Source organism: Rhodoferax sp. RT4P68 (assembly GCF_056521305.1).
In genome coordinates this window covers 419421-440825 of sequence record NZ_JBWMBB010000001.1, presented here as the reverse complement: position 1 = coordinate 440825, position 21405 = coordinate 419421, and the positions used below count along the sequence as shown (strand labels likewise).

Below are 21405 nucleotides of genomic sequence, written 5' to 3'. Positions count from 1 at the left end.
CTGGAGCGGCCATCGCTCGCGCTCACGCAAGAGCCCTGACCACTGCCTTTTCAAGCCCTGAACGATCAGCCGAACACCGCCTTCCACAGCGCCATCACCGCACCGCGCTCGGCCTGCAGGGCCGGCGGCACCACCTGCGTGGGCGCCTCGTCCAGCCGGGCCTGGTGCTGCGCATGGCGCAGTTCGCGGTAGGCATCGGCAGCGGTGCGGCCGGCCCCAGCGGGCAGCAGGCCCACGCTCTCGGCGCGCTGCAGCAGCGCGATGTTGCCGACGTTGGCAATCAGCGCCTCGTGCGTGCCGGACTGCGACAGCACCAGGTACTGCACCGCGAACTCGGCATCCACCATGCCGCCGACGCTGTGCTTGATGTCGAACTTGCCACCCCGCACCGGATGCGCGGCGCGCACCTTGTCGCGCATGGCCACGATCTCCTGGCGCAGCGCGGCCGCGTCGCGCGGCGCGGAGATGACGGCGCTGCGCACGGCGTCGAAGCGCGCACGCAGTGACTCCATGCCGATGACAAAGCGAGCCCGGGTCATGGCCTGGTGTTCCCAAGTCCAGGCAGTGTTGCTGCCCCGGCGCTGCTGATAGTTGGCGTAGGCATCGAAAGTGGTGATCAACATGCCGGAGCTGCCGTTGGGCCGCAGCGCGGTGTCGATCTCGAACAGATCGCCCTCGCCGGTCTTCACCGTCAGCCAGTTGATCATCTTGCGCACGAAGGCGGCATAGGCCTCGGGAGCGCGCTCGTCGTCGTCCTCGTAGACGAAGACGATGTCCAGGTCGCTGCCGTAGCCCAGCTCTTTGCCGCCCAGCTTGCCGTAGCCGATGATGGCGAACTGCGGCTCGGGCCGGTGCGCGTTGCGCAGGCGCTGCCAGCACCAGCGCGCCGTCACGCGCAGCATCACATCGGCCAGCGCCGAGAGATCGTCGGCCACCTGCTCGACCGTCAAGGCGCCCTCGACATCACGCGCCAGCGTGCGAAAGACCTCGGCGTGGTGCGCGCGGCGCAGCAGGTTGAGCAGGGCCTCTTCGTCGTCCTCGCCGGTGCGGGCCAGCGCGCTGCGGCGCTCTTCAAGTTCGTTCTCGAACACCTCTGGCGCGAAGCGGTCGGCCAGCATGGTGTTGGCCGCCAGCTCATCGATCACGCCGGGGTGGCGCAGCAGGTAGCGGGCGGGCCAGCGCGCGGCGCTCAACAGGCGCAGCAGGCGGTCGTGCACGGCCGGGCGCTCCAGCAACAGCGCCAGGTAGCTCTCGCGGCGCAGCAGCGGCTCGACCCAGTCGGCCCAGCGCACGGCGCCCTGCTGGCGGCGTTCGGCGGCTTCATCGTCGGGCGCGTCTTCCTGCAGCCAGGCGGCAGTTCGCTGCACCAGGCGCAGCAGCCGCGTGCGGCTCTCGTCGCGCAACGCCAGCACGCGCGGGTGTTCGCGCCAGGCTTCGATGCGCGCGCGGAACGGCGGCGCCAGGCGCTCCACGACACTGTCGAAATCAGGCGCGGGCGCGCGTTCGCCGCGCTGCGGCTTCACGCCGCCGTTGCAACCGGTGCAGCCGGGGGTGGCAGCGCCGCCGAGCAGCGTGTCGAATTCCTGCGCCACCAGCTCGCGGTGCTGGTCCAGCTCGGTGAGGAACGGGCAGCACGAGTCGTAGCCCATGCTGTGGGCGATCCAGGCCAGGTCTTCGTCGCCGCTGGGCAGCACATGGGTCTGCTGGTCGTCCAGGTACTGGATGCGGTGCTCGACCCGGCGCAGGAACTCGTAGGCGCAGGCCAACGCATCGGCCGTGGCCTGCGGCATCAGGCCGGCGCGGGCCAGGCGCTGCAGGGCGTCCAGCGTGGGGCGCGTGCGCAGCTCGGGGAACTGGCCGCCGCGCACCACCTGCAGCAGCTGCACGGTGAACTCGATCTCGCGGATCCCGCCGCGCGAAAGCTTGACATCGTTGGCGCGCTCCGGGTGGCCGGCGCTGCGGCGTTGCGCGTGTTCGCGGATCTGCCGGTGCAGCACGCGCAGCGCGTCGAACACGTTGTAGTCCAGGTAGCGACGAAAGACGAAGGGCAGCACCACGCCGCGCAGCGCCTGCGCCCCGCCGTCTTCGACACAGCGGCGCGGCGCCACAACGCGGCTCTTGAGCCAGGCGAAGCGCTCCCATTCGCGGCCCTGCGATTGCAGATAGTCCTCCAGCGCGCCCATCGAGACCGCCGGCGGGCCCGAGTTGCCGTGCGGGCGCAGCGCCAGGTCGACGCGGAACACGAAGCCGTGCTCCGTCGTGTCGCCCACCAGGCTGTAGATGATCTTGACGGCCTTGGCGAAGTATTCGTGGTTGCTGGTGCGGCCCCGGCCGTCGGCGTCGCCGGCGGTCTCGCCATCGTGGTCGTAAACGTAGATCAGGTCGATGTCGCTGGAGACGTTCAACTCGCGCGCACCGAGCTTGCCCATGCCGATGACCCACATGTGGGCGCGTGCGCCGCTCGGGCCGCAGGGCATGCCGTGGCGGGCGTCCAGCTCGCGTTCGGCTTGTTCGCAAGCGGCGTCCAACGCCAGTTCGGCCAGGTCGGTGACGGCGCGGGTCACCACGGCCAGGGGCGCCTGGCGGTCGCAGTCCAGCGTGACCAGGCGCTCCATGACCAGCTGGCGCAGCATGCGCAGCGCGGCACTGGTGGCGTGGCCCTGGTCGCGCAGCGCCTGCAGTGTGGCGCGCATGGCTTCGCGGCGGGGCGGGCCCTCGGGCAGCAGGGCCAACTCGGCCGCGTAGCGCCGTCGCAGCCGCTGCACGAAGCGCGAACCGCCGGACAGAGCGCTCGCATCGGTAGGAAGATGGGGTGCCGGATCGGCAGGGCCGCAGGCCTGCACGTCGGGGCGGTTCGGGGGTGTCGGACTGGTCAAAGGGTCACTGTCTCTGAAGGAACCGGGGCCGGGGGCGCGGGTCATAATTCCTGCCCCATCCTGCTTGCAATGACAGACCCGACGCCTAGCCCCTCACGCCTGCTCAAGCTGGCGGCCGCTACGGCGCCCTGGGTGCTTGGCCTGGTGCTGGGTTTCTGGCTCTTGTTGGGCACGGCCTGGGCTGTTTTGCACGGTTGGATTGTGCCGCGTATCGGCGAATTCCGCCCGCAGGTCGAGGCCGTGTCCGGCAGACTGCTGGGGGTTTCCGTGCGCATCGGCGCGATCACCGCCAGCGATGGCAAGCTAGTGCCCGATTTCACCTTCACCGATGTGGTGCTGCACGATGGCCAGGGCAAAGAGGGCCTGCGCATCGCGCACATGGTGGCCATGCTGTCGCCTCGGTCGCTGGCGCGACTGGGTTTCGAGCAACTGGTGATCGACGCGCCGGTGCTGGACATCGAACGCACGGCCGCAGGCCACCTGCGCGTGGCCGGCATCGACCTGGGCGGCGGCGACGCGGCACGCCCCGGCAGCAGCCACCCGGCCGCCGACTGGCTGTTCTCACAGCGCGAAGTCGTGGTGCGCCAGGCCCGGGTGCGCTGGACCGACGCACAGCAGGGCACCGAGACGGTCGAACTGCGCGACGCCGACCTGGTGCTGCGCAACAGCGCGCGGCGTCACCACCTGCGGCTGGACGCCACGCCCCCCGATGCCTGGGGCGAGCGCTTCAGCGTGCGGGCCACCATGCGCCAGTCGCTGCTGAACCCGCGCCGCGGCAACTGGCGCGCCTGGGATGGCCCGGTGTACGCCGATTTCCCGCGCATCGACTTCGCCCGTCTGCGACCCTTCGTGGCACAGGCCGGCGGCATCGGCGGGGCCGAACTGCTGGCCGGCCACGGCGCGCTGCGCGCCTGGGCCGACGTGGTGCATGGCGATGTGTGGGGCGGCACGCTGGATGTGGACTTGCAGGGCGCCAGCGCCCGGCTGCGGCCTGACCTGGCGCCGCTGTCGCTGCCCGTGCTGCGGGGCCGGCTGCGTGGGCGCGAACTGGCCGGCGGCATGGAGCTGCAGACCGAGCAGCTGCGCTTCACCACCGCCGATGGCACGGCGTGGACGGACGGTGACGTGTTCCTCAGCTACATGCGCGGCGAAAGCCGGGTGCCCGGCCAAGGCGTGCTGCGCGCCGACCGCATCGACCTGGCGGCGCTGGCGCAGCTAGCCACCCGCGTCCCACTGTCCGCAGGCCTGCAGGCCCGGCTGGCCGAGCTGGCGCCGCAGGGCCAGGTCGACGGGCTGGACGCCAGCTGGCAGGGCCGCATCGAGGCGCCCGCCAGCTGGCGCGTGCGCGGCCACGTGCGCGATCTGGCGCTGGCCGCCGGCGTGCCGGCCCCGCGCCGGCCCGACCTGCACCACCCCATGGGCCGGCCCGGCGTGCGGGGGGCTGAGTTGCGCTTCGACCTGACGCAGGCGGGCGGCAAGGCCACTGTGGCGATCGAGCGCGGCGCGCTGGAATTCCCTGGCGTGTTCGAGGAGCCGCTGGTGCCGATGGCGCGGCTGGACGCCGAACTGCAGTGGCGCCACGAGGGCGCACGACTGCGCGTGCAGGTGCCGCAGCTGCGCTTTGCCAACGCCGATGCCGCCGGCGAGCTGCAGGCCGTCTGGCACAGCAGCCCCGACCCGGCCAACGACGGCCGTGTCCATGGCCCGGGCACGCTGGATCTGTCGGGCGCGCTGCAGCGGGCCAACGCCACGCGCGTGCACCGTTACCTGCCGCTAGCCCTTGGCGATGACACCCGGCATTACGTGCGCGACGCGGTACAGGCCGGCCAGGCCAGCAGCGTGCGCTTCAAGGTGCGCGGCGACCTGTACGACTTCCCCTATGCCAACCCCAAGCTCGGCGAATTCAACATCACCGCCCAGGTGCAGGGCGTGCACTACGCCTATGTGCCGCCGCGTCTGCAAGGCGCCGGCGAGCCGCCCTGGCCGGCGCTGACACAGACTGCCGGCCGCCTGGTGTTTGAGCGTAACGGCATGCAGGTGCGCGAGGCCAGCGGCCAGCTGGCTGGCGTGGCCGGCTTCACCGTGACGCGGGCCGAGGCCGACATCGCCGACTTCCGCCACACCGAGGTCGCCGTGCGCGCCGAGGGCCGCGGCCCGCTGGAGCAGATGCTGGCGGCCGTTGGCGGCTCGCCGCTGGCGCAGATCACCGCCGGGCAACTGGCCCAGGCCAGCGCCACCGGATCGGCCGACCTGAAGCTGCAGCTCGCACTGCCGCTGGCAGACCTTTCGCGCAGCAAGGTGCAGGGCAGCGTACTGCTGGCCGGCAATGATGTGCGCCTGCGCCCGGGCACGCCGTTGCTGGCGCGCACGCACGGCGCTGTGGGCTTCAGCGAGAGCGGCTTCGCCGTGGCCAACCTGCAGACCCGCGTGTTCGGCGGCGACGCGCGGCTGGACGGTGGCCTGCGTGGCGATCAGCTGGCGATGCGCGCGCAGGGCACGGCCACGGCCGAGGGCCTGCGCCTGTCGCCAGAGCTGGGCCAGGTGGCACAGTTGGCCCAGCGCGCCAGCGGCAGCACCCCCTACAGCGTGACGCTGGGCCTGCTGGAGGGAGCGCCGGTGTTCGCACTGGACAGCACCCTGCAGGGCCTGGCGCTCGATTTGCCGGCGCCGCTGGCCAAGACGGCCGAAGCGCTGCTGCCGCTGCGCCTAGCGCTGGCGCCACTGGGCACCACGCCGCGCACGGACCAACTGTCGCTGCAGCTGGGCCAGCTGCTGTCGGCCACCTACGTGCGCGACATCAGCGGTGCCACGCCACGGGTGCTGCGCGGCGCCATCGGTTTCGGGTTGCTGCCCGACGAAACCGCGCCGCTGCCGGCGCAGGGCGTGGCAGCCAACCTGCGCCTGGACGCCGCGCCGCTGGACGCCTGGCGCGCCACATTGGACGGGCTGACACCTGCGGCAGCCGCACCGGTGCCCACATCCTCCCCGGCGACCTCGACCGCAACGGCGGACGCGCCCAACTCCGCACCCGCACGTTCTCCCTCGCCCACGTCGGCACAGGCGCCCGCAGTTGCCACCACCACGAACGGCCCGGCGCTGGACGCCAGCTACCTGCCCGACCGCTTCGCCCTGCGCGCCAGCGAACTCAGCTACGGCGGGCGCACGCTGCACCGGCTGGTGGTCGGCGGCTCGCGCGAGGGCGAGACCTGGCGCGCCAACGTCGACGCGCAGGAGATGAGCGGCTATGTCGAATACCGCCCCGGCCAGGGCGCGGCCTCGGGCCGGGTGCATGCGCGGCTGGCGCGGCTGGTCATTGCTGCGGGGAAAGAAGACGAAGTCACCACGCTGCTGGACCAGCAACCCGCCAGCGTGCCGGCACTGGACGTGGTGATCGAAGACTTCGAGCTGCGTGGCAAAAAGCTGGGGCGCGTCGAGGTCGACGCCGTGAACCGCGGCAATGCCGAATGGCGGCTCAACAAGCTGCAGCTGACGATGCCCGAGGCGCGCTTCACCGCCACCGGCGATTGGTTGGTGCGCGCGCCCGGCCACGCGCGCAACACGGCGATGGACTTTCGGCTGGACATCCAGGACGCCGGCGCGCTGCTCGCGCGCCTGGGCATGGACGGCGTGTTCCGCCGCGGCGATGGCCATCTGCAAGGCAAGATTTCCTGGGCCGGCTCGCCGCTGGCGCTGGATAACGCCACGCTGGACGGCGCCTTCCATCTGGACGTGGCCGACGGCCAGTTCCTCAAGGCCGACGCCGGCCCCGCGCGGCTGCTGGGTGTGCTCAGCCTGCAGTCGCTGCCGCGCCGGCTGACGCTGGATTTCCGCGACGTGTTCAGCGAGGGCTTCGCCTTCGACTTCGTGCGCGGCGATGTGCGCGTGGCGCAGGGCCGGGCCAGCACCAACAACCTGCAGATGAAGGGCGTCTCGGCCGCCGTGCTGCTGGAAGGCAGCGCCGACCTCGTGCGCGAGACGCAGGACCTGCGCGTCGTCGTGGTGCCCGAGATCAACGCCGGCACCGCCTCGCTGGTGGCCTCGGTCATCAACCCGGCCATCGGCGTGGGCACCTTCCTGGCGCAGTGGCTGCTGCGCCGCCCGCTGATGGAGGCGGCCACGCAGCAGTTCCACATCGACGGCACCTGGAGCGACCCGCGCATAGAACGCGTGGGCCGCGACGGCACGCGCACCGAGCTGGCCAACGACGCAGCCACCACCCGCCACCCCGCACCGACGAGAGCCACACCATGAAGATCGCCGCGCTGCAGATGGTCTCGTCCACCCGCGTGGCCGACAACCTCGCGCAGGCGCGGGCACTGCTGGAGCAAGCCGCCGCCGCTGGGGCCGAGCTGGCCGTGCTGCCCGAGTACTTCTGCCTGCTGGGCGCGCGCGACACCGACAAGCTGGCCATCCAAGAGACGTTCGGCGACGGGCCGATCCAGACCTTCCTGGCCGGCGCCGCGCGCGCGCTGGGCCTGTGGATCGTCGGCGGCACGCTGCCGCTGCGCACAGCGGCGGGGACCGATGGCGCGCGCGTCACGAACAGTGCGCTGGTCTTCGGCCCCTCGGGCGCGTGCGTGGCACGCTACGACAAGATCCATCTGTTCCGCTTCGACAACGGCAACGAGCGCTACGACGAAGCGCGCGTGCTGGAACGCGGCAACACACCCACGCTGGTCGACCTGACGGCGCGGGACGGCCGCGTCTGGCGCGTGGGCCTGTCGGTTTGCTATGACCTGCGCTTTCCCGAGCTGTACCGCCAGTACGCGGCCGCCGGCGCCGACCTGCTGCTGGTGCCCAGCGCCTTCACGCACACGACCGGGCAGGCGCACTGGGGCACGCTGCTACGCGCCCGCGCCATCGAGAACCTGGCCTATGTGCTGGCGCCCGCGCAAGGCGGCCTGCACGAGAACGGCCGGCGCACCTGGGGCCACTCGATGCTGGTGGACCCGTGGGGGCTGGTGCTGGCCGAGCAGGACGAGGGCGCGGGCTGCGTGCTGGGCGAGATGGATGCACAACGGTTGGCCGCCACACGGCGTCAGCTGCCGGCGCTGGACCACCGCTTGCTGTGATGCTGGACAGACTGCCCCCCTGGCGCTGGCTGCAGTTCCTCTGGCGGCGCTGGTCGCTGTGGTCGCTGCTGATCGCGCTGGTGGTGGGCGTGCTGGTGACGCTGGTCTGGCTGGCCGGGCGCTATGAAGCCAGCCAGGTGCAGAACAAGGTGGAGCGCGACACCGCGGACGCCGTGGTCGATGTGCGGGCCGCGCTGGGGCGCAATGTGCAGACCTTCCAGTCGCTGCACGCGGCCGAGCCCTCGACCGACAGCTGGCACCAGCGGGCCGAAGCCATGCTGCGCGACCGGCGCGAGCTGATGCGCGTGGAGTGGCGCAGCCCCGGCCTGCAGATCCTGACCGAGCTCGACACGCCCTACCGCCCGGCGGTGTTCGCCCGGCTGGGCCGCGAGAGCTCGCACTCCGACGTGGCGCTGACCTGCGCCTCGGCGCGGCGGCTGAACGGCCCTTCCTATTCGTCGAGCTATTTCCTGCCGCAGGCCGACGGCCTGGGCCTGGAGGTCATGGACCTGTGCCTGCCGCTGACGGACAGCGGCCGGCTGACCGGCTATGTGCTGGCCACCTATTCGCTGCAGGACATCCTGAGCGACCTCATCGGGCACCAGCTCACGCGCAGCCAGGAAGCCTCGTTCGTCGAGACCGACGGCACGCGGCTGGCGCTGCACGGCTCCTCGCGCCGCGGCGCGCGCGTGTTCACCGCCCAGCAGCTGCTGGACCTGCCGGGCAACACCATGCTGCTGCGGCTGGACAGCTGGCGCGGCGCGCCCGACCTGCTGCCCAACGTGCTGACGGCGCTGGTCACCGGCATGTCGATCGCGCTGGTCTCGGTGCTGGTGCTGCTGGCCAAGGACATGCGCCGGCGCCAGCGCGCCGAGCGTGATCTGGCCGATGCGCTGGCGTTTCGCAAGGCGATGGAGGATTCGCTGCTGACCGGCCTGCGCGCGCGCGACCTGGACGGGCGCATCACCTATGTCAACCCGGCGTTCTGCAGCATGGTCGGCTTCACGCCCGAGGAGCTGTGGGGCACCGACACGCCGGCCCCCTACTGGCCGCCCGAGCTGGTCGGTGAATACGAGCAGCGCCAGGCGATCCGGCTGGCCGGCCACCTGCCGCCGCGCGAGGGCTTCGAATCGGTGTTCCAGCGCAAGGACGGCACGCGCTTTCCGGTGCTGATCATCGAGGCGCCGCTGATCAACGCCCAGGGCGTGCAGACCGGCTGGATGAGCGCCTTTCTGGACATCAGCGAGCAGCGCCGCGTGGAAGAACTCTCGCGCGCCAGCCTGGAGCGGCTGCAGGCCACGGCGCGCCTGGCCACCGTGGGCGAGATGGCATCGCTGCTCAGCCACGAGCTGAACCAGCCGCTGGCCGCCATCTCCAGCTACGCCACCGGCACGCTGAACATGCTGGAGCACGCACCCGCCGGCGCCGCCGACATGCGCATGGCCATGCGCCGCATCGCCGAGCAGGCCGAGCGCGCCGGCCGCGTCATCAAGAGCGTGCACGACTTCGTGCGCCGGCGCGACGAAGAGCACGAAGCCGTCGCGCCGCAGGTGCTGCTGGACGCGATCTGGCCACTGGTCAGCCTGCAGGCACACAAGCTGCGCGTGCGCGTGCGCACCGAGATCGCGCCCGGCCTGCCCCTGGTGCGCTGCGACAGCACCATGGTCGAACAGGTGCTGCTGAACCTCGTGCGCAACGGCATGCAGGCCATGGACGCGCCCGAACTGCACCACCGCGAACTGGTGCTGGGCGTGACCCATGCCGGCGCACGCCAGGGCGCCAGCCGGCCCAATGGCTGGCTGGAATTCTCGGTGGCCGACCTCGGCCACGGCATCGACGCGCGTGTGGCAGCCCAGCTGTTCACGCCCTTCTTCACGACCAAGGCGGAAGGCATGGGGCTGGGCCTGAGCCTGTGCCGCACGGTGGTCGAGCAGCACGGCGGTTTTCTCGGGCACGAGGCCAACCAGCCACGCGGCACCATCTTTCGCTTCACGCTGCCGGCGCAAGTGCCGGAGGCGGCCCCCGCGATGCAGTCGCAGCCGGCGCCACCCGTCACGGTTTGAGAGCGGAGGAACGCATGCAACCCATTCAGGACGCGCTGGTCCACATCGTTGACGACGACTGCGGCGTGCGCGACGCGTTGTCCTGGCTGCTGCGTTCGCGTCGGCTGCTCAGCCAGACCTACGACAGCGCCGAAGCCTTCGACGCCGTGCTGCAGGCCGGCTTCACGCTGCACCAACCCAGTTGCCTGCTGCTGGACGTGCGCATGCCCGGCATGAGCGGGCTGGCGCTGTTCGACAAGCTCTGCGCGCAGGGCCTGGCGGCCGACCTGCCGGTGATCTTTCTGACCGGTCATGCCGATGTGCCCACGGCGGTGGACGCCGTCAAGCACGGCGCCTTCGACTTCTGCGAGAAGCCGTTCTCCGACAACGCGCTGGTCGACCGCATCGAACAGGCGCTGGCGCAGTCGGCGCAGCGGCTCTCGGCGCTGCGCGGCAGCACGCAGCTGCGTTCGCGCGTGAACGAGCTGACCGAGCGCGAGCGCGATGTCATGCGGCTGGTGGTCGAGGGCCTGCCGAACAAGCTGATCGCCGAGCAGCTGGCGATCAGCGTGCGCACGGTCGAGGTGCATCGCGCGCGCGTGTTCGACAAGATGGAGGTCAAGTCCGCGGTGGAATTGGCCAACCTGTTGCGCCGGCTGTAACTGCATCGCGGACCTGCCGCAGACATCTGTGTGGCGGATGACGCCAGCTTTCCATGCCTGTCCTACAAGCGCCGCCGCCGGCCGACTACAGCGCGGATGCCGCAAGGAGACGATGCTTGACGCATCTTCCACCCCAAGAGGTTTGCACCATGAATTCCGTCATCTACATTGTTGGCCTGGTCGTCGTCGTCATCGCCATACTGTCGTTCTTCGGCCTGCGCTGACCCGCCACGACCGCCGCGCCGGGCCAACCCGGGTGCCACCAGGGCCGCGTGAGCGGCCCTTTGTACGTTTGCCGGTCGCCTGTGCGTTCAGTCCTTGCGCGGCGTATCGGCGCCCGGCTCTGGCGGCGGCGTGTCGCGTAGCTCGCCTTTGTCGCGCCCCGAGAACATGGTCCACCAGACGATGCCCACCAGCAGCAAGAGGGCGCCGAGGGCTTCGAGCAAAATCAGGACCATGAACCGACTCTCCAGGTGGGTGGGATGCGCGGCGATTGTAGGAAGCCTCGTCTCCTGCACCAGCCATTCCCCGCCGCGGGACACCCCGACTCCCAGCCCCGCACCGCCGCTGACCACACGCCCCGCGCCCTATCCGGAGCTGCCGCCCGTGGCCGACTTCCCGGGCGACATCGCCCCCCTGCCGCCGCCCATCGTGCAGGGCCGCAGCCGCTGGGTGGCAGTGCGCTGGAACGAGCTGCCCGGCGTCTCCACGGACGCGCTGCACGAAGCCTGGAACGCCTGGATGCGCAGCTGCGAGCGCCCTGGTGGCACCTGGGCCGCGCTGTGCCCCGAGGTGCGCCGCATGAGCATCGCCACGCTGGACGAACAGCGCGCCTGGATGGTCGCGCGGCTGCAGCCCTACCGCATCGAGCCGCTGCCCGGCAGCCCCCCCAGCGACGGTTTGCTCACCGGCTACTACGAGCCCCTGTTCGAGGCCACACGCACGCCCAGCGCGGCCTTCGGCGTGCCGCTGTACCAGCCGCCCACCACGTTGGCGCAGCGCAAGCCTTGGTACACGCGCCAGGAGATGGACACGCTGCCCGAGGCGCAGGCGCAGCTGGCCGGCCGCGAGATCGCCTGGTTGGCCGACCCGGTGGACGCGCTGGTGTTGCAGATCCAGGGCTCTGGCCGGCTGCGCGTGACCGAGGCCGATGGCCAGCAACGCCTGGTGCGCGTGGCCTATGCCGCCACCAACGACCAGCCGTACAAGAGTGTGGGCCGCTGGCTGCTGGACCAGGGCGCCATTCGCGACGCCACCTGGCCCGGTATCAAGGCCTGGACGCTGCAGAACCCGCAGCGCGTGCGCGACATGTTGTGGAGCAACCCGCGCATGGTGTTCTTTCGTGAAGAGCCGCTGCCCGAATTCGAGGCCGCCTTCGGCCCGCGCGGCGCCCAGGGCGTGGCGCTGACGCCAGGCCGCTCCATCGCGGTCGACCCGCGCAGCATCCCCTACGGCACGCCGGTGTGGCTGGCCTCGCAGGGCCCTGTCATCACGCTGGCGCGGCTCGTGTTGGCGCAGGACACCGGCAGCGCCATCGTCGGCGCGGTGCGGGCTGACTACTTTGCCGGCTGGGGGCTGGAGGCCGGCGACATCGCCGGGCGGCTCAAGCAGCCGTTGAAGCTGTGGGCGCTATGGCCGCGTTGAGCCGGCTGATGCGTGCTGCTGCCGCTTTGAGGGCCCGTTACGTGCGGCTGCCGCGTTGAGCGGCCATCACACCCCGCCGGAAACTTCCTTGGCCCGCATCTTGGCGCCAATGTACTCGCCGTGCGTGACATGCAGCAGCCCGGCAATCTTGCTGATGGCGTGGTGCTCGTTGGCCTGCACCTGCAGGTCGGCATAGGCCACCGTCCACAGCGCCTCGACCAGCGCGATCTTCTGCGGCTGCGTGAAGCGCTCGTTCAAGACGCTGGTGAAGCGGTGGTAGTCGTACAGCCGGTGCGCCTCGGTGGCAGCCAGCTCCACCAGGCGTTCGAGCTCGTCGTCGGCCAGCGCGAACTTGCGCCGCAGTGCGGACAGCACGGCCTGATGCTCCACCGGGCCGGCCGATGAATCTGACCGCATCACCTCCACCAGCAGCACGGCGGCAGCCAGTTGCTCCTCGTGCGCGCGCTGCGCGGGTGACTGGTCGGCGTTCGGCATGGTGAAGGTGTCGAACAAGTCCTTGAGAGTGCGGAGCATGGCGGCGGCCTGGTTGGCAAAAGCAAAGGACGATGGACCCGGCGCGGCGGCGCCGGTTCCCACGATGGCTCCGATCAGGCCCCGGCAGAGCGCCGGAAACAGTGCAGCGCATGGTCGTCCACCATGCCGATGGCCTGCATCCAGGCGTGCACGATGGTCGGGCCGACGAACTTGAAGCCTCGGCGTTTCAGCTCCTTGGAGACACGCTCGGACAACGGCGTCGACGTGGCGACGTGCACGCCGTCGCTGCGCAGCACCTGGCCGTCGGTGAAGGCCCAGCAGTAGTCCGCGAAACTCTCGCCGGCATCGGCCATGGCGTTGTAGATCTGCGCGCCGGCAATCGTCGCCTCGATCTTGGCGCGCGAGCGGATGATGCCGGCGTCCTGCAGCAGCGCGGCGACCTTGTGTTCGTCGTAGCGCGCCACCCGGCGCGGGTCGAAGCCGTCGAACGCCGCCCGAAAGGCCTCGCGCTTCTTCAACACGGTGATCCACGACAGCCCGGCCTGAAAGCCTTCGAGCATCAGCATCTCCCACAGCATGCGCGGGTCGCGCTGCGGCACGCCCCATTCGGTGTCGTGGTAGTGCTGGTAGAGCGGGTCGGCGCCGCACCAGGCGCAGCGCTGCAGCGTGTCGGGCGTGTGGGTGACGGGCATGGTCATGCATGATTGTGGCTTTGGCCTGTCGACATGAGGGAGATCAAGACGACGGCTGATCTGCGGGCCATACTCGCCCGCCAACCCGGTGTTCATCAACCCAAGAAGGAGATGCTCCATGAAGATTCTGATTGCCGCCGACGGCAGCGAACATACACAGCGCGTGCTGGACTATCTGGCCACGCACGAATGGCTGGCTGCGGCCAACCAGTTCACCGTCATCACCGTCGTGCCCGAGGTGCCCAAACGCGCCGCGTCCTACCTGGACCACGACACCGTGCACGGCTACTACAAGGAAGAGGCGGAGAAGGTGCTCGACCCGGTGCGCGCGTTTTTCACGCTGCACCGCATGGAGGCGCAGTTCGAGTTCAAGGTCGGACACCCAGGCGACGAGATCTCCCACTACGCCACCGAGGGCGGGTACGACCTGCTCATGATGGGCAGCCATGGCCACGGCGCTCTGGGCAAGCTGCTCATGGGCTCGGTCGCCACCAAGGTGCTGAGCATGTGCCAGGTGCCGTTGCTGATCTTGCGCTGACGCCACGCGGCACGCGGCCTGGTTGTGCCGCGCTCGCCACAGCAGGTGCAGGTGAGCCCAGGGGTGCTGCTCAGTTGCAGCCCCTGCCGGTGATGCTTTCAGCCGGCCGCCACTTGCTGCAACCCATCCACGTCGGTCAGCTGCAGGCGCATGCCGTCCTGCAGGATCAGGCCGCGTTCGCGCAGCTGGCGCAACGCGCGCGAGAAGGTCTCCGGCGCCATGCCCAGGTGTGCGGCGATGGTGCGCTTGCGCTGTTGCAGCTCGATGGCGACACGCCCGTCGGCAGCGCTGTGGGCGTGCTGCAACAGCCACTGGGCGCAGCGTGCCTCAGTGCCCTGCATCAGCAGCGCCAGCATCGCCTCGGCCTGGTGGCGCTGTGCCTGCGCGAGGTCGTGCACCAGCGCGCTGGCGGCTGCCGGCTGCGTGGCATGCCAGTCGCGCAGCGCCTGTGCGTCGAAGCACCACATCTGCACCGGCGTCTCAGCCACCCAGTCGCACAGGGCGCCCTGGCCCAGCAGCACGGTGCCGACGTCCAGCCAGCCTGGTTGTTCGACAGCCAACACGCGGTGCCGCAGCGCGCCGCGCACGCGCAGGCCGGCCGCAGCCTGGCCGCTGCGCAGGAACAGCGCTTCGGTCGGCTCTGTGAAGCGCGCCAGCAGGAGTTCACCCGCAGCGGCACTGCGCGCCGCGGGGACCAGGGGAAAACCATCGAGCCAGCTCATGGCGCCCAGTGTGGGCACGCGGCGCGCGCCACGCCTTGACCTATCGCAATGGCGATGCGCTTTCCCAGACCAGCCGGCCCTGGCCCAGGTCCGTCAGGCGCCGCTGCAGCGCCGGCGCCTCGGGTTCGGCGATCTCCAGCTGCATGCGCACCAGCGGGCCGTGGTCGACCTGCAGCAGCCGGGCCCCGGCCGCCTCGCAGGCGCGGCGCGCCGTGCCCTCCAGTGCATAAGGCATCACGCATTGCAGTGGCACCTGGCGCACCAGCGCCACCTTGTCGGCCGCCAGAAGTGCCTGGGCCACGGCATCGGTGTAGGCCCGCACCAGCCCGCCTGCACCCAGCTTGATGCCGCCGAAGTAGCGCACCACGGTGGCCAGCACGCCGTCCAGATCCTGCTGGCGCAGCACATGCAGCATGGGCCGGCCGGCCGTGCCGCCGGGCTCGCCATCGTCCACCGCCGCCGAATCGCCGCCCGCCAACAGCGCCCAGCAGACATGGGCCGCGCCGGGGTGTTCGACCCGCAGCGCGGCCACCACCTGCTGGGCCGGGCCGCGGCCGGCGATCGGCTGCACGCAGGCGATGAAGCGGCTCTTCTTCACCAACAGCTCGTGGCGCACGGCGTGGGCGATGGTCAGCATCAGCGCCGCGCCGGGCTGCCCCCAGCAAGATCGCACCGCCAGCGAAGCCGACGCAACTCCCATGGGCGCCGCCCGGCCGCCCGAAGAGGCTCAGCACTGCAGTGCGCAGCACGAAGGCCATCGAATGCGCCTTGACCGGGCGCCCGAAGGCGCTCAGTCCGCAAGCAAAGCCGAAGGTGGTGCATAGAGCGTCGAGCCTACAGGGGAAACGGGGTCGCTCTGTATCATCGCCCGATGCCCCTGGCCACCTTGTCGACGCCCTCGTTCCACGGCCACGGTACGTGGTGGGCGCGCATCGGATACGGCTTGCGCGCGTGGTGGGATGTGCTGTTCTTCGGCGCGCTGGCGTTGGTGTTTGCGCTGTCGCCTTCCACCCACGATGCGCGTGGCCGCGCCGCCACGGCGCGCTGGATCCACGCCACCACCTGGCTGTCGTTGCCCTGGTTCGCGGTGCTGAGCGCTCTGGTCAGCGTGGCGCTGATCCGCATCGTGGTGGTCACGGCACAGAGCTACGGCCTGTCGACCTTCGCGCTGGAAATGGTGGTCCGCGTGTTGGTGCTGGAACTGATCCCGCTGGCGGCGGCCTTGATCGTGCTGCTGCGCGCGGCCGTGGTCGGTGACATCCTGCCGCCGCAGGGCAGCGCGCTGCAAGGCCCGCTGCACGCGGACCGCTGGCGGCACGACCTGGTGCCGCGCGTGCTGGCGCTGGCGTTTTCGGTGCTGGCCTTGGCCACCGTGAGCGCGGTGCTGGCCCTGGTGCTGGCCTATACCGCCGTCTATGGGCTTTCGCCCTGGGGCCTGGCGCCCTATACGCGCATGGTGGGCCGCGTGTTCGACCCGGCCATCACCGTGGGCCTGGCGCTGAAGATCGCACTGTTCAGCCTGGCCGTGGCCGTGGTGCCGTTGGCCAGTGCGCTGCAGGAGGGCCAGCGGCCGCAGCCGGGCCGCATGCCGATGCGCAGCGGCACGCTGCGCGTGTTCGTGGTGCTGCTGCTGGTCGAATCCGCGTCGCTGGCGCTCAAGTACGCATGACGCCGCCCTTGCAAGACCCCGAACCGACGGACCACGCGCCGGCCCATGTGCAGTTCAAGGCCGGCCTGCTGCTGGCCCTGGTGCTGCTGGTGGTCTGCGCCGCCGTGACCTATGTGCTGTATGCGCGCGGCACATTCGAGCGCACGCAGGAGCTGCGGCTGATGGCCGAGGATTCAGAAGGCGTCAGCGTCGGCATGGACCTGACCTTCGCCGGCTTTCCCATCGGCCGCGTGCGCCGCATCGAACTGGCCGAAGACGCCCGGGTGCGCATCGTCGTCGACGTGGCCGCCAACGACGCCGGCTGGCTGCGCAGCAGCAGCATCTACACGCTGGAGCGCGGCCTGGTCGGCGATGCGAAGCTGCGCGCGTTCACCGGTGTGCTGACCGATCCACCCCTTGCGCCCGGCGCCGAGCGCCCGGTGCTGCGCGGCGATGTCAGCGCCGAGATCCCACGGCTGGTGGCCACGCTGCAGGCGCTGACCGGCAATCTGGAGCGCATGACGCAGGAAGGTTCGGCCATCGACACCAGCCTGGCCAACGTGCGCGCACTGACCGAAGGCTTTCAGGGCCGCTATGGCGTGCTGGGCGCCACGCTGGGCGGCGACGACAACGCCAAGAAGCTGATCGCCGCGCTGGACCGTGCCAACGCGTTGCTGGGCCGCACCGACACGCTCGTGGGCCGGGCCGATGCGCGCCTGTTCGGCAAAGCGGGTGTGGTCGACGACGCGCAGGCCATGGTGCGCCAGCTCAACGCGCTGCTGACGGACGCCCAGGCCAGCCTGAGGAAGCTGGACGCTGTGCTGGTCGAAGCCCAGGCCGTGGGCGCCAACGCACGCGAGGCCACGCAGGACCTGGCGCCGCTGCGCGCCGAGGTCGAGAGCAACCTGCGCCGCATCGACGCGCTGCTGGGCGAGGTGCAGCGCAAGTGGCCGTTCGCGCGCGAGAGCGAGATCAAACTGCCGTGACGCGCCGGCTGTCTTTCGCGATGGCGTGGGTCTGGCTGGCTGGCGCGCTGCTGGCCGGTTGCGCAAGCAAGCCGGCCGTACCCGCGTGGCAGGGCGATGCCCACGCCGCACTGCAAGCCGCCGTGGCCGCCACGCTGGCAGGCGACGCGCGCGTGGCCGAGGCCGAAATGACGCGCACGCGCCGCGCCCTCGGCGCCACCGGCCAGCCGGCCCTGCTGGCGCGTGCCGAGCTGGTGCTGTGCGCCGCGCGTGTGGCCAGTCTGGACCTGGCGGGCTGCCCTGCCTACGAGGCGCTGGCGGTGGATGCCGAGCCGGCCGAGCGCGCGTATGCCGCGTACCTGTACGGCCGTGTGCCTACCGATCAAGTGCCGCTGCTGCCGGCGCAGCATCAGGCCATGGCCGCGGGCGGTGGCGGGGCCGCCGCGCTGCAGGACCCGCTCGCGCGGCTCATCGGCGCAGCCGTACTGCTGCGGCAGACGCGCATGGCGCCGGCCGACGTGGCGGCGGCAGTGGAGACAGCGTCGGCGCAGGGCTGGCGCCGCCCGCTGCTGGCCTGGCTGGGCATACAGTTGCGGGCAGCGGACGCGGTAGGGGATGCACAGGAAGCGTCCCGCATCCGCAGGCGGATCGCATCAGTGCGGTGAAGTCGCATGGCTCCGAAGACGACTACGCACTCGTGTTGGTGGCGGTGGTGACCACATTGACCTGTGGGAAGGCGGTTCCCTGACAGGTCCGACAGCTCGCATGCACAGCTACGAAGCGGCTCCCCGCCACACAACACCGGGCCGCCGTTCATGTACACATCCACCTTCATCTTCGCGCCCGGCACGTTCGACGACGCGTTCCACCGGCTCGACCAGCAGATCGCCGAGATGGCGCGCGCGCTTCCCGGTTACCTCGGCGAAGAGACCTGGGAGAACCCGACCACCGGCCTGGTCTCGAACGTCTACTACTGGGACAGCCTGGACGCACTGCAGCAGCTGGTGCGGCACCCGGACCACCAGCAGGCCAAGCAGCGCCAGGCCGAATGGCTGGCCGGCTACCACGTGGTGATCGCGCAGGTGCTGCGCACGTACGGCGACGCACGCCTGGCCGACCGTTTGCCTCTGACCGCCTGACACGTTACCGGCGCGCTGGGGCGACCGCGTGTCGAATCCGCGCCGCCTGCTTCGTCGTGGCATCGACGCGCTTGTTCAACCCCTCCAGGAGACCCCTCATGCGATTCATGGTCATCGTCAAGGCATCGGCCGACAGCGAAGCCGGCGTCATGCCGAGCGAGCAGCAACTGGCCGAGATGGGCCGCTTCAACGAAGCGCTGGTGCAAGCCGGCGTGATGCAGGCCGGTGAGGGCCTGCACCCCAGCGCCAAGGGCGCGCGCGTGCGCTTCTCGGGCGCGAGCCGCACGGTGGTCGACGGCCCGTTCGCCGAGACCAAGGAACTGATTGCCGGCTTCTGGCTCTGGAAGTGCGCCTCGCTGCAGGAGGCCATCGATTGGGCCAAGCGCTGCCCGAACCCGATGCCAGGTGAGTCCGAGCTGGAAATCCGCCAGGTGTTCGACGCGGAGGATTTCGGCGCGGCGCTGACGCCCGAGCTGCGCGCGTTGGAGGACCGGCTGCGCGAACAGGTGGCGGCCCAGCAGGCCGGCACACCATGATGCCGAACAGCGGTTCCACATCGGCCGATGGCGCGGCCTACGTCGCCGCGCTGGACGGCTGGCAGCAACGCCAGGTGGCGGCACTGCGCGCGGCGGTGCTGGAGGCGGCGCCGCTGCAAGAGGTCATCAAGTGGGGCCATTTGGTCTACCTCTCCAACGGCCCGGCACTGTTGCTGCGGGCCGAGCCCCAGCGCGTGCTGTTCGGCCTGTGGCGTGGGCAGCGCATGGCCGCGCTGGAGCCGCGGCTCAAGCCTGGCGGCCAGTTCGAGATGGCGACGCTGGCGCTGCTGGAGAACACGCCGCTGGAGCGCGACACCGTGCAGGCCCTGGCCCGCGAGGCCGTGGCGCTGAACGCGGCGCTGGGCGATCCGACGGCGGTGATGCGGCAGCGGTGATGGGGCGGCGGCGGCCGTGGGATCGGCGATGCCTGGCAGCTCTCGACACGCTCCAGATCGCGAAGTCGCTACTGTGTGGGAGGGGGCCGAAAGCCCCACCTCACAGTCGGGAGGCGGCATAAAAATCTTCTTCTAACTCGCACCTTGTGAGATTTTTATTTGATTTTTTATGCGGAACAGCGGACTCGACAGCTGCCGGTCTCCTCAACGTCGTGGTGAATGTGCTGTAGTTGACATGAAATTATTGCGTTAAAGTCCATCCGATGGGATCTTCGCCAAGTTTTTTATTCCGTCAGTTGCTGGCTGAGATCCCGCGGGGTACGCCCTTGTCCACACCTTTGCTACGTGCAGGCGGACTCGGCGCCAAGCAGGCGGCGCGGCTGGCGGAAGGCGGTTGGCTTCAGCGCTTGGGGCGCGGCACCTACCTATTGCCCGGCGACAAACTGGACCGCGACGCCGCCCTGGCCCTGCTGGCGGAGTCGGTCCCAGGGCTGCACGTGGGGGGCAAGACGGCCCTGGCATGGCGCGGTGTGCGGCACAACCTGACCTTCACGGAACGCTTGAGCCTCTGGGGTGACCAACCCGCCAAGCTGCCTCTATGGTTCACGGCGACGTTCCCGGCTCACTACCAGGCGACCCAGTTGTTCGACGACGGCTTGCCAGCCTCGTCGGGGCTCGCGCCGCTGCCGGACGGCCGGCCCGACGTGGCGGTGTCTACGCCCGAGCGTGCCCTGTTGGAACTGCTGAGCGATGTCGGTAAGTCGCAAGGCCTGGAAGAGGCCTGGCATCTGGTCGAGGCCGCTAGGTCCCTGCGCATGAACGTATTGGAGGACCTGCTGGCCCACCTCACGCGCATCAAAGTGGCGCGGCTGGCCCATACCTTGGCCGATGAGTTGGAACTGCCGTGGAAGGACCTGGCGCGTGCGCACAGCGAACGCCTGGGCGGTGGGCGCCGGTGGGTGTCGGCCACCAAGACCGGCGAGCGACTCAATCTGAAGCGACCGGCATGAACGCGCAGTACATCCGCACGGTGCAGTTGCTGCTCAACGTGTCCGAAGCGGTCTTCGATACGACAGCCTTCGCCATGAAGGGCGGCACGGCATTGAACCTGTTCATGCAGGACATGCCGCGCTTGTCGGTGGACATCGACGTGGTCTTCGTGCCGCACGCGTTGCCTCGGGACGAGGCCCTGCGCGCCATCGGCGAAGAACTGGCCGCTGCCCAGGCGCGCATCGAAGCGTTGGGATTCGATGCCGTGCTGCGCAAAGCCAAGGAGGGCAACGAGGCCAAGTTGTTCGTACGCAGCGCGCAGGCGGAGGTCAAGGTCGAGGTGAACTTTGTCTTTCGTGGCACGGTGCTGCCGCCCGAGCGGAGATCGCTAAGTCTGGCGGCGCAACAGATGTTCTCGGCCAATGTGGAGGTGCCCGTGCTGGCGCCGCCTGAGCTCTATGCCAGTAAGCTCGTGGCGGCGTTGGATCGGCAGCATCCGCGCGACCTGTTCGACATGCAGTTGATGCTGGCTGACAATGGGTGGAGCGACGCCTTGCTGGACTGCTTCGTGGTCTACCTGGCCGGCCACCATCGACCGGTGCATGAAGTGTTGTTTCCGAACGAGAAGCCGCTCGAAGTGGTGTTCGAGAACGAGTTCATAGGCATGACCTCGGTTCCGGTGCATCTCGACGATCTGCTGGCGACCCGGCGTCGCCTGGTCGAAGAATTGCCGCGCGCCTTGCGGCCACGGCATCGGCAATTTCTGCTGTCGATGGTGCGCGCCGCGCCGGAATGGGACTTGCTGCCCTATCCTCATCTGGCGCAACTGCCCGCGCTGCAATGGAAGCTGCGCAACCTGGCCCAGTTGCGCAAGAACCCCGGAAAGTTCAAGCAGCAACACGAAGAATTGGCAGCACGGCTGGAACGCGCGGCGTAACGCGCTCCCTGCTTGGCGCCCTGTACTTGAATGCGCCGCACCGCCCTCTGCA

Annotated in this window: 20 protein-coding genes; 14 read left to right on the top strand and 6 right to left on the bottom strand. The window is 70.1% G+C overall.

The genetic code is table 11. The annotated features are described in order from the left end of the window. Positions 1 to 65: 65 nt before the first annotated feature. Complete coding sequence (gene glnE, locus AC099J_RS02000) at positions 66 to 2921, bottom strand: bifunctional [glutamate--ammonia ligase]-adenylyl-L-tyrosine phosphorylase/[glutamate--ammonia-ligase] adenylyltransferase (RefSeq protein ID WP_479613524.1); 2856 nt, start codon at positions 2919 to 2921, stop codon at positions 66 to 68. 24 nt (positions 2922 to 2945) lie between these two features. Here glnE and AC099J_RS01995 point away from each other — a divergent pair, with 24 nt between their 5' ends. Genes AC099J_RS01995 through AC099J_RS01980 form a run of 4 tightly spaced genes read left to right on the top strand, consistent with a single transcriptional unit; the run spans position 2946 to position 10652 of the window. Then, positions 2946 to 7127 (top strand): YhdP family protein, encoded by a 4182-nt coding sequence (locus tag AC099J_RS01995; RefSeq protein ID WP_479613523.1) that lies wholly within the window; start codon positions 2946 to 2948, stop codon positions 7125 to 7127. Beyond that, the gene (locus tag AC099J_RS01990; RefSeq protein WP_479613522.1) at positions 7124 to 7948 is read left to right on the top strand and encodes a carbon-nitrogen hydrolase family protein; all 825 of its coding nucleotides are present in this window, start codon (positions 7124 to 7126) and stop codon (positions 7946 to 7948) included. Before AC099J_RS01995 ends, AC099J_RS01990 begins: the two co-directional genes overlap by 4 nt. Next, positions 7948 to 10011, top strand: a complete 2064-nt coding sequence (locus AC099J_RS01985; RefSeq protein WP_479613521.1) for a two-component system sensor histidine kinase NtrB — start codon at positions 7948 to 7950, stop codon at positions 10009 to 10011. Before AC099J_RS01990 ends, AC099J_RS01985 begins: the two co-directional genes overlap by 1 nt. A 14-nt stretch (positions 10012 to 10025) precedes the next feature. Further along, positions 10026 to 10652, top strand: a complete 627-nt coding sequence (locus tag AC099J_RS01980) for a response regulator transcription factor (RefSeq protein ID WP_479613520.1) — start codon at positions 10026 to 10028, stop codon at positions 10650 to 10652. 311 nt (positions 10653 to 10963) lie between these two features. On the opposite strand, the gene AC099J_RS01975 is transcribed toward AC099J_RS01980, so the two are convergent. Beyond that, positions 10964 to 11110, bottom strand: coding sequence for a hypothetical protein (locus AC099J_RS01975; protein WP_479613519.1), 147 nt, complete (start codon positions 11108 to 11110; stop codon positions 10964 to 10966). Between AC099J_RS01975 and mltA the strand changes: the two genes are divergently transcribed. After that, positions 11043 to 12296, top strand: coding sequence for a murein transglycosylase A (mltA, locus tag AC099J_RS01970; RefSeq protein WP_479613518.1), 1254 nt, complete (start codon positions 11043 to 11045; stop codon positions 12294 to 12296). The two genes, AC099J_RS01975 and mltA, sit on opposite strands and share 68 nt — an antisense overlap. A gap of 66 nt (positions 12297 to 12362) precedes the next feature. Here mltA and AC099J_RS01965 read toward each other — a convergent pair whose 3' ends face one another. Next, complete coding sequence (locus tag AC099J_RS01965) at positions 12363 to 12830, bottom strand: tellurite resistance TerB family protein (RefSeq protein ID WP_479613517.1); 468 nt, start codon at positions 12828 to 12830, stop codon at positions 12363 to 12365. A 74-nt stretch (positions 12831 to 12904) separates the two neighbouring features. Continuing rightward, positions 12905 to 13483, bottom strand: a complete 579-nt coding sequence (locus AC099J_RS01960; RefSeq protein WP_479613516.1) for a DNA-3-methyladenine glycosylase I — start codon at positions 13481 to 13483, stop codon at positions 12905 to 12907. A gap of 118 nt (positions 13484 to 13601) precedes the next feature. Between AC099J_RS01960 and AC099J_RS01955 the strand changes: the two genes are divergently transcribed. After that, positions 13602 to 14021, top strand: a complete 420-nt coding sequence (locus AC099J_RS01955; protein WP_479613515.1) for a universal stress protein — start codon at positions 13602 to 13604, stop codon at positions 14019 to 14021. A 98-nt stretch (positions 14022 to 14119) separates the two neighbouring features. On the opposite strand, the gene AC099J_RS01950 is transcribed toward AC099J_RS01955, so the two are convergent. Both AC099J_RS01950 and AC099J_RS01945 read right to left on the bottom strand, forming a co-directional pair. Next, complete coding sequence (locus AC099J_RS01950; RefSeq protein ID WP_479613514.1) at positions 14120 to 14743, bottom strand: Crp/Fnr family transcriptional regulator; 624 nt, start codon at positions 14741 to 14743, stop codon at positions 14120 to 14122. Positions 14744 to 14783: 40 nt separating this feature from the next. Further along, positions 14784 to 15380 carry an IMPACT family protein gene (locus AC099J_RS01945; RefSeq protein ID WP_479613513.1) on the bottom strand — a complete coding sequence of 199 codons (597 nt, stop codon included), beginning with the start codon at positions 15378 to 15380 and terminating at the stop codon, positions 14784 to 14786. Between the two features lie 234 nt (positions 15381 to 15614). Here AC099J_RS01945 and AC099J_RS01940 point away from each other — a divergent pair, with 234 nt between their 5' ends. From AC099J_RS01940 to AC099J_RS01905, 8 genes are all read left to right on the top strand, one after another. Continuing rightward, the gene (locus tag AC099J_RS01940) at positions 15615 to 16412 is read left to right on the top strand and encodes an MlaE family ABC transporter permease (RefSeq protein ID WP_479613512.1); all 798 of its coding nucleotides are present in this window, start codon (positions 15615 to 15617) and stop codon (positions 16410 to 16412) included. After that, positions 16409 to 17377, top strand: coding sequence for an MlaD family protein (locus AC099J_RS01935; protein ID WP_479613511.1), 969 nt, complete (start codon positions 16409 to 16411; stop codon positions 17375 to 17377). The genes AC099J_RS01940 and AC099J_RS01935 overlap by 4 nt, the downstream gene beginning before the upstream one ends. Beyond that, a complete protein-coding gene (locus AC099J_RS01930; protein WP_479613510.1) occupies positions 17374 to 18021 on the top strand; it encodes a hypothetical protein in 648 nt (215 codons plus the stop codon). The genes AC099J_RS01935 and AC099J_RS01930 overlap by 4 nt, the downstream gene beginning before the upstream one ends. 150 nt (positions 18022 to 18171) lie before the next feature. Next, positions 18172 to 18495, top strand: coding sequence for an antibiotic biosynthesis monooxygenase family protein (locus AC099J_RS01925; protein ID WP_479613509.1), 324 nt, complete (start codon positions 18172 to 18174; stop codon positions 18493 to 18495). 98 nt (positions 18496 to 18593) lie between these two features. Beyond that, positions 18594 to 19031 carry a YciI family protein gene (locus tag AC099J_RS01920; protein ID WP_479613508.1) on the top strand — a complete coding sequence of 146 codons (438 nt, stop codon included), beginning with the start codon at positions 18594 to 18596 and terminating at the stop codon, positions 19029 to 19031. Continuing rightward, positions 19028 to 19426 (top strand): DUF1801 domain-containing protein, encoded by a 399-nt coding sequence (locus AC099J_RS01915; protein WP_479613507.1) that lies wholly within the window; start codon positions 19028 to 19030, stop codon positions 19424 to 19426. The genes AC099J_RS01920 and AC099J_RS01915 overlap by 4 nt, the downstream gene beginning before the upstream one ends. Before the next feature lie 263 nt (positions 19427 to 19689). After that, a complete protein-coding gene (locus tag AC099J_RS01910) occupies positions 19690 to 20436 on the top strand; it encodes a type IV toxin-antitoxin system AbiEi family antitoxin domain-containing protein (RefSeq protein ID WP_479613506.1) in 747 nt (248 codons plus the stop codon). Next, a complete protein-coding gene (locus AC099J_RS01905) occupies positions 20433 to 21353 on the top strand; it encodes a nucleotidyl transferase AbiEii/AbiGii toxin family protein (protein ID WP_479613505.1) in 921 nt (306 codons plus the stop codon). The genes AC099J_RS01910 and AC099J_RS01905 overlap by 4 nt, the downstream gene beginning before the upstream one ends. Positions 21354 to 21405: the final 52 nt, after the last annotated feature.

Bases quoted from the DNA above. Each gene is read 5' to 3' on its own strand.
- glnE (WP_479613524.1), bottom strand. From the start codon at position 2,921: ATGACCCGCGCCCCCGGCCCCGGTTCCTTCAGAGACAGTGACCCTTTG.
- AC099J_RS01995 (WP_479613523.1), top strand. From the start codon at position 2,946: ATGACAGACCCGACGCCTAGCCCCTCACGCCTGCTCAAGCTGGCGGCC.
- AC099J_RS01990 (WP_479613522.1), top strand. From the start codon at position 7,124: ATGAAGATCGCCGCGCTGCAGATGGTCTCGTCCACCCGCGTGGCCGAC.
- AC099J_RS01985 (WP_479613521.1), top strand. From the start codon at position 7,948: ATGCTGGACAGACTGCCCCCCTGGCGCTGGCTGCAGTTCCTCTGGCGG.
- AC099J_RS01980 (WP_479613520.1), top strand. From the start codon at position 10,026: ATGCAACCCATTCAGGACGCGCTGGTCCACATCGTTGACGACGACTGC.
- mltA (WP_479613518.1), top strand. From the start codon at position 11,043: ATGGTCCACCAGACGATGCCCACCAGCAGCAAGAGGGCGCCGAGGGCT.
- AC099J_RS01975 (WP_479613519.1), bottom strand. From the start codon at position 11,110: ATGGTCCTGATTTTGCTCGAAGCCCTCGGCGCCCTCTTGCTGCTGGTG.
- AC099J_RS01965 (WP_479613517.1), bottom strand. From the start codon at position 12,830: ATGCTCCGCACTCTCAAGGACTTGTTCGACACCTTCACCATGCCGAAC.
- AC099J_RS01960 (WP_479613516.1), bottom strand. From the start codon at position 13,483: ATGCCCGTCACCCACACGCCCGACACGCTGCAGCGCTGCGCCTGGTGC.
- AC099J_RS01955 (WP_479613515.1), top strand. From the start codon at position 13,602: ATGAAGATTCTGATTGCCGCCGACGGCAGCGAACATACACAGCGCGTG.
- AC099J_RS01950 (WP_479613514.1), bottom strand. From the start codon at position 14,743: ATGAGCTGGCTCGATGGTTTTCCCCTGGTCCCCGCGGCGCGCAGTGCC.
- AC099J_RS01945 (WP_479613513.1), bottom strand. From the start codon at position 15,380: ATGCTGACCATCGCCCACGCCGTGCGCCACGAGCTGTTGGTGAAGAAG.
- AC099J_RS01940 (WP_479613512.1), top strand. From the start codon at position 15,615: ATGCCCCTGGCCACCTTGTCGACGCCCTCGTTCCACGGCCACGGTACG.
- AC099J_RS01935 (WP_479613511.1), top strand. From the start codon at position 16,409: ATGACGCCGCCCTTGCAAGACCCCGAACCGACGGACCACGCGCCGGCC.
- AC099J_RS01925 (WP_479613509.1), top strand. From the start codon at position 18,172: ATGTACACATCCACCTTCATCTTCGCGCCCGGCACGTTCGACGACGCG.
- AC099J_RS01920 (WP_479613508.1), top strand. From the start codon at position 18,594: ATGCGATTCATGGTCATCGTCAAGGCATCGGCCGACAGCGAAGCCGGC.
- AC099J_RS01915 (WP_479613507.1), top strand. From the start codon at position 19,028: ATGATGCCGAACAGCGGTTCCACATCGGCCGATGGCGCGGCCTACGTC.
- AC099J_RS01910 (WP_479613506.1), top strand. From the start codon at position 19,690: ATGGGATCTTCGCCAAGTTTTTTATTCCGTCAGTTGCTGGCTGAGATC.
- AC099J_RS01905 (WP_479613505.1), top strand. From the start codon at position 20,433: ATGAACGCGCAGTACATCCGCACGGTGCAGTTGCTGCTCAACGTGTCC.